The following is a 9,148-nucleotide window of genomic DNA, read 5'->3' as shown; positions in this document are numbered from 1 at the left end:
TATGCGGGTGTAGCTCAATGGTAGAGCCCTAGCCTTCCAAGCTAGTCACGAGGGTTCGATTCCCTCTACCCGCTCCATTTTTATATTCAAAATAAGGCGTATAAGCGCCCATAGCTCAGTTGGATAGAGTGACAGACTTCGAATCTGGAGGTCGTGGGTTCGACTCCCTCTGGGCGCACCAAATATACACATTAAATAAGGCATTGCGTAAGGTTGATAGTAGCTTATCAGCCTTTATTTTTTTATTTTTCCCGCACTTTTCCCGCACTAGAAAAGTATAAGAAAAATTCCCGCATTTTATTTCCACATTAAGCAAATAAATCGTTGAGCTTTTGAGCTGCATCATTTTTCTTTTCAGGCATAACGTGAGTATAAATATTACTTGTTATAGAAATGTCTGAATGTCCTAATAACATTTGAACTGTTTTTAAATTTTCACCACGTTCAAATAATTTTGTAGCATAAGTGTGTCTAAGTGCGTGAAATTTTTTGTATTTTATTCCTGCGTTTTTTAAAATTCTTTCATAAGCTCTAGCCATATTTCTTCCATTTAATATTTTTCCACTTTCACTTGTAAATATATAGTCATTTTCTTCATAACTTGATCCTGCTTTTAATTTATCTGTTTTTTTAAATTTTTTCTGTTCTTTTAAAATAGGGATAAGACTTTCTGGTATAGGAACTTTCCTAACAGAATTTAAAGATTTAGGAGTTTGCTCTATAGTTTCATAATTTCTTTTTTCGTTTTTATCTACTACACTTATTTGAGATATGCTGCTTTCAACGCTAAGCAAAAGATTTTTGATATCTATATTGCTCCATTTTAACGCCAGAAGCTCGCCACGTCGAAGCCCGGTACCTAATGCCAGTAATATTAGTCCTTTTAATCTATTGCCTTTTAAAGTCTTAATGAGTATTTTAATTTCATCATCACTAAAAACTTCTATTTCTTTTTTAGAAACTTCTTTTTCTCCTGGAATTACTATTCTCCTATTGCTTGGATTTTTAATTAAATATCCTTCGTCAACTTCATAGTTAAAGAAAGATTTCAATAGTTTGTTTAAATTTTTTATTACATTACTGCTTTTGCCACTATCATATAATTTGTTGTAATATCGCTGTAATGTAAGCTGCTTAATGTCTATTAATTTAATTCCATAAATTTCACTGTCTTTAATATAATTTCTATATATACCTTCATATCTATTAAAAGTACTAGGTTTTATATCAGAGCTTACACGCACTACTTCGAAAAGCCAAGTATGCATAAGTTCTCCTAAGGTAGCTTTTTCATAGCCGACATTCAGACCGCTTTTAATATTATTTAAATATTCATCTCTTTGCTTTTCGGCATCAGATTTATTGATGCCATAAAAATCCTTTCTTATTAATTTGCCATTACTGTTTCTTCCTATAGTTGCGGTAATTCTATAATATTTTTTGCCATTTTTTATGCAGTTTGTTTTATTAGCCATTTTCTTTTTCACTCTTTTCTGAAATAAAATTAATAATTCCATCTAAATCTTCAACGGATATAGGCCTATCACAGTTTAGATGAAAGTATCCATACTTTTTAGCTAAGGATAAATAATATTCTTCTGCTTCTTTACTTTCGAAAATCATAATATCACCTCCTTTCAATACGAACATGTGTTCTTGAAAAAAGCGTAAAAATATATAGGGCAAGCTAATACCCTTTAATATTTAACTCTTCTTAAAAAGATTAATAATATATATCAAATTATTATTTTAGATCATTTTCATTATTATTAAGTTAGGCTCAAAATATACTAAATAATTGTCTATTTCAAAATATAATCCATACTTTTCTTTATAATGATGTATAGCTTGCTCTAGATATTCTTCTGTTATGTTTAAGTAATCAGCTAACTCATATTTACTTCTAATACCTTTTTCAAATGCATTTATAAGTTGTATGATTCCAACAGTTTCTTCATATCCCCAGTTTCTAGCTATCTTTTCTAATTTAACATTTTTTAAATCAGCTTGATTTGATATATTACCAGAAGTAGTATGATAATGACCAAGTTCCTCCGATAATACTTCGTATTTTTCAGAATCGGTTATATTTGAATTAATAACAATAACCTTTTCTTTATTATTAAAAAAAGATTTTCCACATTTTTTATTAATACCTAGATTTATTTCTAAAACATTAATATTTTCTTTTTCGGCTTTAACCGTAAGTTTCTCGTATTGCGTCATTCATAAACCAGCTCCAGTTACTTATCTTTATGTAGTTTATTTAATTTATCTAAAATTCTTCTATTCATTTCTTCTTTTTCGTCAGGTGTTAAATCATCATCATGTGCAGCAATAGTATCATACATGCTTTCAAGTATCTTTTCAGATTTATCAGTTGTGGCTGTAAGTTCTGAATCAGAATACATAGGAATGCAGGTTAATTCAGAAACTCTTTTGCTAGCTTCTTTTTTGCCTGTAGCATTTAATTTATTGAAGTTTTTTAATAGAATCATTTCTTCATTTGAAAGTCCATTGCTTTTTTCAGGACATAAAGAATCAATTGTTTTATCAGAAGTATCAATTTCCATTGGGGCATCTTTTTTTACTAACCAAGTAGGATTTACATTTATTGCTTTTGCAATGGATTCTAGTACAGGCAATTTATATTGAGATATGTGTCCACTTTCATATCTTTGAATTGTAGAACTAGCAACGCCAACTATATTCGCTACATCTTGTAGTGTAAGACCTAATTCTATTCTTCTATTTTTAATTCTGATACCAATTTGCTTATTATCCATAATAAATCTCCTCACCATATTCATTAAATACATTATATAACAAAAGTTTGCATACTGCAATATTTATATAAAACTTTATTAAGAAAATTTGCACAGTGCTATTGACACTTAAAAAACTAGGTGATAATATAAAAGTATAAAATTGCATAGTGCAAAATAGAAGGAGGTAGTAGAATGATTAATACACTAAAATTAAAAGCTAGGATGGTAGAGTGTGGCTTAAATCAAAAAGATGTTGCAAAAGCGTTAAATGTAGCACCATCGACCGTTAGCCAAAAGATTAACAATGTAAGACCTATGTACTTAAAGGAAGCTGATTTGCTAGCAAATTTACTAAAAATAGATACTATGCGATTTGGTGAGTATTTTTTTACATCAAATATTGCGTAGCGCAAAAAATTCAATAAGTTGAATTAAGAAAGAAGGTTAACATATGCAACCAGAAGAGTTAAAACAAATTATTAAAGAAGCAATTCGAGAATCTAAAACACAAAAGAAAATGACACTTACACTTGAAGAATGTGTAAAGGAGAGCGGAATAGGTAGGAGCACAATTCTTGAACTAGTACATGCAGAAAATACAGATTTTCCATACTTTAGAGTAGGCAAAAAAATATTAATAAATAGGGATAAATTAATTTTGTGGCTAGATAGAATAAGCGAGGAAAATAGAACAATAGCAGGACAAGCTTGCATTTAATTTTGAGAGGAGAGGAATTACATGATTAAAGATTTACCAGAAGCAAATGAAATTGAAGGATTTTCAAAATTGTCTAAAGAGGCACAAGAGATATTTAAAGGGTTTTTAAATAATTACTACAAATCCTTTGAGTTTCCAGAAGACCATGAAGTAATTGCGGTTTCTATAGCACATGAAGGAAGAGGAAAACATAAAACTACATTTATAAAGGCTGAATGTGCTGACAAAGAATGGTTTCATGTAGTATCAAAGTATTCATGGTACTAAGTGAGTTTAGGGGGTTAAGCAATGGTAATAAAGTTGGAAGGAGATAACAAGCAGCTATTAAGAGAGTATATAGAGGAAAGATATGAGGCACAAAAGGCAGAGAAAAGCAACAAATGGCATTCGTTTAAAAAGCATAGTGATATTTCTAAATATAAGCTTAAGTTTATTCTAAATAATTTAAAAATTGACCCACGATTAAACATAGTACAAGTTGATGCAAGATATGGAATTTTAATGGTTACAAGAAGAGGAGGGAAAAACCATGGCATCAATCGAACTCCTTGAAAACCATGAGACTAATTTTAAGAATCTTTTACTGAATGTATTTGGAATAAAAACAATTTCAGAAGAGGATGCGAAAGAAATCATGGACAAGCATAGACCTTTAGGAAATTATTTAGTTCTTGGTTATAATTCCTACACAGCAATAGACAATACAAACGGAAATCTTTTAGTAGCAAAATTTCTTAGTATAGAAAAAGCGTTTATATTTTTAAAAACTGAAATTTTTGTGGAGGTGCTACAAAGAAATGATAAGAAAAGCACTTGAAAAGAAAGGTTTTAAAATGACTGATGGAGAGTTCGTTGAGGTTATGAAGGAAACTGAAAATGATATAAAGGCTAATCATATTAAACTAGGACTAAAAAGTGATATTAGTTATATTTTGAGGACTGCAATTATTTACTATGGAGTTAGTAAAAGAGTGCAAATATAAAAAAGAGAGCTCTTATAAAAGAGCCCAAAGAAAATAAAACGATACTTTAATTCTAATACAGAGTTAAAGAAAAATCAAATATGGAGGTTCAAGAATGAAAATAACTGTAATTTTAGAGAGACAAGCAAGCATGAATGTTGATTTAAAAGAAAGTTCAGCAATTGAAGCTTTTGATGAAATAACAGATATATTTTTAAAACATATTGATGAAGCTGCTAATAATGAGAGTACGCATAAGAACGGTAAGCATGATTAATTTTCAATATTTTTACACATGGAATAAAAAGTAAAAGCACATTTAAAGCAATATAGATGTGCTTTTTATAAAAGCTTTATTTAAGGCTTTAAGTGCCTCGTAATAGGTATTATCCTATCGACTATGATGATTAAAATACTTGTATTTTAATTAGCATAGAGAATTTTAACATATACAGTTTAACTAAAATAATATTTGCAATAGTAGGTGAGAATTATGCCATATAGAGAGAAAAAAATTTATAGTGGAAAAATATTAGAAGTAGAAATATATCCAATATCCTGTAAAGAGAGAAAACAACCAAGGAAGAAAAAGGAAAAGGGAACATCTCTAAAGCAGAAAAATTTAAATGATAAAAATGCAAGAAAACATTTTATAAGACTAGCAAATAATAATTTTACAGATAATGACATTGTGGTGCATTTAACATATACAGATAATGAACTTCCGGCTTCTGAAGAAGAAGCTAAAAGAGACATTACAAATTACATAAGAAGAATAAAACACTATAGAAATAAAAATGGCTTGCCAGAAATGAAATATATGGCAGTAATTGAAGTTGGAGAAAAAGGAAAGCGACTCCATCACCATGTAATAATGAGCAATATTGATAGGGATATAGTAGAGAGACTATGGGGAAAAGGTAGAGCTAATGCAGATAGATTAAAAGCAGATGAAAACGGCTATGAGGCATTAGCAAAATACATGACCAAAAGCCAAAAAGTAACAAAAGACACAAAGGAAACAAAAGGAAATAAAAGATGGATTCAAAGTAGAAATTTAGACCAGCCTGTTATAAAAGTGAATGATTTTAAATATACAAAGAAAAAAGTACATGAAATTTCAAATTCTCCAGAGGATAAAGAGATTTTTCAAAAGGAATATCCAGAGTATTTTTTAAATGAATGCAAAGTAACTGAAAATGAAATCATAGGTGGTACTTATTTGTATATCAAAATGCGGAAATTAGAGTAAAGGTGTGATTAATCATAATGGCAGAAACATCAATTAATTTTTTAGATGCTGCGGTAAATGAATTAGTCCAAGGAACTTATATGCTTGATTACATTAAGGAAGGACGATATGAGAAGAGCACAAAAGGCGTATTAGATTATATTCATAAAGAAGTGGTTAAGAGACAGCAGGGAGGAACATTTAGCTATAAAGGATATGACATTGGATTCTATGAGTTTACGAAAAAAGGCTTTAAGGTAATGGGCGATGGATGCAGATTAATAACATATGTGAAATATTCAGATATGGCAAAGGCAGCATTTCATGAAATTTCTAAGAAAGTGAGTGATAGAAAAGTGAATATAAAAATAGAAACTGAATTTAAGGAGTTACTACCTCCATTAACTCCAGAGCAAAAGGAAGAATTAGAGAGGGACATTGTAAAAAATGGCTGCTTAAATCCTTTAATAGTTTGGGGTGACATTCTAATAGATGGACACCATAGGTATGAAATTTGCACAAAGAATGATATACCATATGACATTTTAGAGATGAAATTTAAGGACAAGCTAGAAGCAATGGAATGGGCATGGAGTAATCAGAAAAATAGAAGGAATCTAAATAAGTATGAGCTTGCACAAATAGCTTTGAAGTTTAAGCCAGTGATAGAAGAAAAGGCGAAAGAAAAGCAATTATCTTCACTTAAACAAAATACCGTTAATCAGATATCAGATAAACGGGAAGAAACTGAAAAATCAGCTATTGAAGATAAAAAGTCTATAAATACATTGAATGAACTTTCAAAGATATCAGGGGTAAGCCATGATACTATACACAAAGTTGAATATATAGAGAAAAAAGCTCCAGAGGATATAAAGGTTAAGGCAAAAACAGGTCAATTAACAATAAATAGTGCTTACAACCTTACTAAAGAGACAATAGAAACTAAAAAGAAAAATGAAGAGGCAGAAAAAGAATATCAGCAGCAACTTGAAATAGAAAAATTAGAGAAGGGAGAGAAAAAACAGCAAGAAGAAATTAAAAAGTCGCTTCCTAAAAATGTAGTTTTATTGAGCAAACATGAACATCAAGAAAAACATATTTTTGGTATAACCGATTTTAATAAAATGACTGGTGAACAATTTGACAAGTGCTTAGATCACACTAGGAAATATCAAAATGTAATTTCTAAGGTGGCAGAATTAAGTATTGATAAAGATTTATTAGCTGCGTGGAATTGTACTTTAGAGAAGCAAGAAGAGGTGTTTTTAGAATTAAGTACTTTAGAAGTCGCTATAAATAATTTAACTGTTATACAGAATTTCTTCAAAGGGGTGAAAAAGCATGAGTAGAAATGCAAATATTGAAAAAGAAACTAGAAAAATAATTATAGAGCAAATAGATGAACTTGGAGAGGTAACAATAGACAAAGTTATGGAGTTAATTCAGCCTTATTACCGTTTTGATATACGCAAATTAAGAAGCCAAGCCTTAAGAAGAGCAGCAAGTAACCTCATGAGAACATATAAGAATAAAAAAGGTATAAGAAATTGCTATAGTTACAAGGACAAAGAAGGTAAGTCAAGCTATGTGAATATAGATTCATGCGATGACGCAGAGGCACTTAGGAAAATTGAAATTCAGATGCAAAGCAAAGCGAAAAGCTTAAATGCATCCATGAAAAAAATAAAGCTAAGAAGAAAAGAGCTGGAAGAGATACAGAAAAGTGAGGCGATTTAGTTGGTTCATGAATTAAAAACACTTCCAGAGTACTTCCAAGCGGTTAAGGAAAAAAGAAAACCGTTTGAAGTAAGAAAGAATGACCGTAATTTTAAAGTTGGAGACTCCCTTTATTTAAGAGAATGGACAGGAGAGGAATATACAGGAAGAAAGCTTATAAGAATTATAACTTACATTTTGAATGATTCAAGATACGTAAAAGAAGGTTATGTGATATTAGGAATTAAGCAGTAGTGTTATACAAGCTGAATATATTGCGCCTTAGTGAAAAGGAGGAATTAAGATGGGTGAATATAAAAATGAAGATAAAAAGTGTGAGTGCTGGAAGTGTGAATTAAAAGATAAATGTCAATACAAAGACAAGTATCAAAGACTTCCAAGAACAGCTCCAGGAGCATTAGGTTTGTGCAAAAAAATATAATCATGCTACAAAGGAAGTGAAATTAATGAATAAGTATCAAAGAGAAAAAGCTAAGAGAATGAAGAAATTAGCTAATTTGGGAGTAGGGTATTATCAACAAAAATCTATATTAAGGAAGTGCAGCCTTGACGAGACAGACACAATAATTAAACAAATCACTTTGCTTACGAAGCCAAGTATGTTTGAAAGAACTAAAAAAGCACTTATGGATTTAGTAAAAAATCTTATATGTTGGATAGATAAATTAAAGAGAGGAGAGGCTAAAGATGATTAAGTCAGTAGGTGGTAAAGCGTACAACGTAGATACTCCACAAGAAAAGACCATATATACTATGGCAGTTATAAAATACAACAAAATCCAAAGAGAGCGTAAAAGGCAAAGGGATGCGGATTATGTAACTAATAGGCTAAAAGAAAGATTCATGAAAAGAGGACAAATATAAATGAGTGAAAGACATTATTGTGAAATATGTGGACAACCCGGAGAGGAGCACCACATAGTTTTTAGAAGGAAAAGCTTAGGTATGATAAATGCTCCGATAAATCATAAATATTTATGCATGGAGCATCACAGAGGGAACAATAGTCCACATAAAAATAGAGAAATAGATATTCAATATAAATTAGAAATGCAGAAACAGTTGTTTGAATTATTTTCAGAGGAATATTACCACAAAATGATTATAGCGAGGCTTCTCCAAATAAGCCTTAAGGACGTGGATATATTAACCAAAACATTAAAGTGGCATCCACAAGGCTATACAAGGCTAGACATTGTTATAGCATGTATGGGTGGAAGATTATACAGCAATTAAGAAAGACAGGTGATACAGTGAAAGACCATATAAGAGACTATGCAACAGAAGCTTTTCGCTTCTATGCATCGGTAAGAATGACAGCAGACCAATATAAAAAAATGATATACGATGAAACATTAGCAAATTATAAGAAGAAAGAAAGAGATTGCGGTTTCAACATAAGCAAACCAGTTGAGGCAGCAATAATGGCAGCAGAAAAAGAAGTTGATAAACGAATTGCAGAAATAAGGGATTTAGAAGCGGTTGAAATGACTTTAGCAGAACTAACGGCTATGTATAGGAATGATATAATACAAGCTATAAAAATTGTATATTTCAAAGAACCAGAAGAGGACATAAAAAAAGGAGAAATTCAAAGTAGGGTTCATACAGCAGAATTGAACATACCAGCAAGTGAGCGTTCAATATATTACTATCTAAGAAAAGCAAGAAAATTATTTGCTGAAAAAAGGGGACTAAGAATATAATTTAAAACAATTTAAAAAAGTTT

Annotated in this window: 20 protein-coding genes and 2 tRNA genes; 18 read left to right on the top strand and 4 right to left on the bottom strand. The window is 30.5% G+C overall.

Going from position 1 to position 9,148, the window contains the following annotated elements; translation table 11 throughout:
• Positions 1-3 precede the first annotated feature (3 nt).
• Positions 4-77, top strand: a tRNA-Gly gene (locus tag ACJDT4_RS12655).
• Positions 78-104: 27 nt separating this feature from the next.
• Positions 105-181, top strand: a tRNA-Arg gene (locus ACJDT4_RS12650).
• Positions 182-308: 127 nt separating this feature from the next.
• Here the strand turns inward: ACJDT4_RS12650 and ACJDT4_RS12645 are convergent.
• The 4 genes from ACJDT4_RS12645 to ACJDT4_RS12630 all read right to left on the bottom strand — a co-directional run bounded on the left by ACJDT4_RS12645 (position 309) and on the right by ACJDT4_RS12630 (position 2,786).
• Entirely contained in the window at positions 309-1,475 is a 1,167-nt protein-coding gene (locus ACJDT4_RS12645) for a tyrosine-type recombinase/integrase (protein ID WP_406787940.1), read from the bottom strand.
• Positions 1,468-1,623 (bottom strand): hypothetical protein, encoded by a 156-nt coding sequence (locus ACJDT4_RS12640; RefSeq protein WP_406787939.1) that lies wholly within the window; start codon positions 1,621-1,623, stop codon positions 1,468-1,470. Before ACJDT4_RS12640 ends, ACJDT4_RS12645 begins: the two co-directional genes overlap by 8 nt.
• 126 nt (positions 1,624-1,749) lie before the next feature.
• On the bottom strand, positions 1,750-2,226 hold the full coding sequence (locus ACJDT4_RS12635; protein ID WP_406787938.1) for an ImmA/IrrE family metallo-endopeptidase: 477 nt from the start codon (positions 2,224-2,226) through the stop codon (positions 1,750-1,752).
• A gap of 17 nt (positions 2,227-2,243) precedes the next feature.
• The gene (locus tag ACJDT4_RS12630; protein ID WP_406787937.1) at positions 2,244-2,786 is read right to left on the bottom strand and encodes a helix-turn-helix domain-containing protein; all 543 of its coding nucleotides are present in this window, start codon (positions 2,784-2,786) and stop codon (positions 2,244-2,246) included.
• 174 nt (positions 2,787-2,960) lie between these two features.
• Here ACJDT4_RS12630 and ACJDT4_RS12625 point away from each other — a divergent pair, with 174 nt between their 5' ends.
• The 16 genes from ACJDT4_RS12625 (at position 2,961) to ACJDT4_RS12550 (ending at position 9,125) form a co-directional block, all read left to right on the top strand.
• Complete coding sequence (locus ACJDT4_RS12625) at positions 2,961-3,176, top strand: helix-turn-helix domain-containing protein (RefSeq protein WP_406787936.1); 216 nt, start codon at positions 2,961-2,963, stop codon at positions 3,174-3,176.
• 43 nt (positions 3,177-3,219) lie between these two features.
• Positions 3,220-3,486, top strand: a complete 267-nt coding sequence (locus ACJDT4_RS12620; RefSeq protein ID WP_406787935.1) for a MerR family transcriptional regulator — start codon at positions 3,220-3,222, stop codon at positions 3,484-3,486.
• 21 nt (positions 3,487-3,507) lie between these two features.
• Complete coding sequence (locus ACJDT4_RS12615; protein WP_406787934.1) at positions 3,508-3,753, top strand: hypothetical protein; 246 nt, start codon at positions 3,508-3,510, stop codon at positions 3,751-3,753.
• A gap of 21 nt (positions 3,754-3,774) precedes the next feature.
• Positions 3,775-4,038, top strand: coding sequence for a hypothetical protein (locus ACJDT4_RS12610; RefSeq protein ID WP_406787933.1), 264 nt, complete (start codon positions 3,775-3,777; stop codon positions 4,036-4,038).
• Complete coding sequence (locus tag ACJDT4_RS12605; protein ID WP_406787932.1) at positions 4,016-4,303, top strand: hypothetical protein; 288 nt, start codon at positions 4,016-4,018, stop codon at positions 4,301-4,303. The genes ACJDT4_RS12610 and ACJDT4_RS12605 overlap by 23 nt, the downstream gene beginning before the upstream one ends.
• Positions 4,284-4,469, top strand: a complete 186-nt coding sequence (locus ACJDT4_RS12600) for a hypothetical protein (protein WP_406787931.1) — start codon at positions 4,284-4,286, stop codon at positions 4,467-4,469. The genes ACJDT4_RS12605 and ACJDT4_RS12600 overlap by 20 nt, the downstream gene beginning before the upstream one ends.
• A gap of 94 nt (positions 4,470-4,563) precedes the next feature.
• On the top strand, positions 4,564-4,725 hold the full coding sequence (locus tag ACJDT4_RS12595; RefSeq protein ID WP_406787930.1) for a hypothetical protein: 162 nt from the start codon (positions 4,564-4,566) through the stop codon (positions 4,723-4,725).
• A 216-nt stretch (positions 4,726-4,941) separates the two neighbouring features.
• Entirely contained in the window at positions 4,942-5,700 is a 759-nt protein-coding gene (locus ACJDT4_RS12590; protein ID WP_406787929.1) for a rolling circle replication-associated protein, read from the top strand.
• Between the two features lie 17 nt (positions 5,701-5,717).
• A complete protein-coding gene (locus ACJDT4_RS12585) occupies positions 5,718-7,031 on the top strand; it encodes a ParB N-terminal domain-containing protein (RefSeq protein WP_406787928.1) in 1,314 nt (437 codons plus the stop codon).
• Positions 7,024-7,419, top strand: a complete 396-nt coding sequence (locus ACJDT4_RS12580) for a hypothetical protein (protein WP_406787927.1) — start codon at positions 7,024-7,026, stop codon at positions 7,417-7,419. The genes ACJDT4_RS12585 and ACJDT4_RS12580 overlap by 8 nt, the downstream gene beginning before the upstream one ends.
• Complete coding sequence (locus ACJDT4_RS12575; protein WP_406787926.1) at positions 7,420-7,653, top strand: ASCH/PUA domain-containing protein; 234 nt, start codon at positions 7,420-7,422, stop codon at positions 7,651-7,653.
• A 49-nt stretch (positions 7,654-7,702) separates the two neighbouring features.
• Entirely contained in the window at positions 7,703-7,840 is a 138-nt protein-coding gene (locus ACJDT4_RS12570; protein ID WP_406787925.1) for a hypothetical protein, read from the top strand.
• A 25-nt stretch (positions 7,841-7,865) separates the two neighbouring features.
• Entirely contained in the window at positions 7,866-8,114 is a 249-nt protein-coding gene (locus tag ACJDT4_RS12565) for a hypothetical protein (protein WP_406787924.1), read from the top strand.
• Positions 8,107-8,283 carry a hypothetical protein gene (locus ACJDT4_RS12560; RefSeq protein WP_406787923.1) on the top strand — a complete coding sequence of 59 codons (177 nt, stop codon included), beginning with the start codon at positions 8,107-8,109 and terminating at the stop codon, positions 8,281-8,283. The genes ACJDT4_RS12565 and ACJDT4_RS12560 overlap by 8 nt, the downstream gene beginning before the upstream one ends.
• Positions 8,284-8,655, top strand: a complete 372-nt coding sequence (locus ACJDT4_RS12555; RefSeq protein WP_406787922.1) for an HNH endonuclease — start codon at positions 8,284-8,286, stop codon at positions 8,653-8,655.
• Between the two features lie 17 nt (positions 8,656-8,672).
• Positions 8,673-9,125, top strand: coding sequence for a hypothetical protein (locus tag ACJDT4_RS12550; RefSeq protein WP_406787920.1), 453 nt, complete (start codon positions 8,673-8,675; stop codon positions 9,123-9,125).
• The last annotated feature ends 23 nt before the right edge of the window (positions 9,126-9,148 follow it).

It is taken from the genome of Clostridium neuense (genome assembly GCF_045310695.1).
Taxonomy (GTDB): Bacteria; Bacillota; Clostridia; order Clostridiales; family Clostridiaceae; genus Clostridium_S; species Clostridium_S neuense.
The sequence above is the reverse complement of the archived record's forward strand: the minus strand, read 5'-3'. Positions and strand labels throughout refer to the sequence as shown.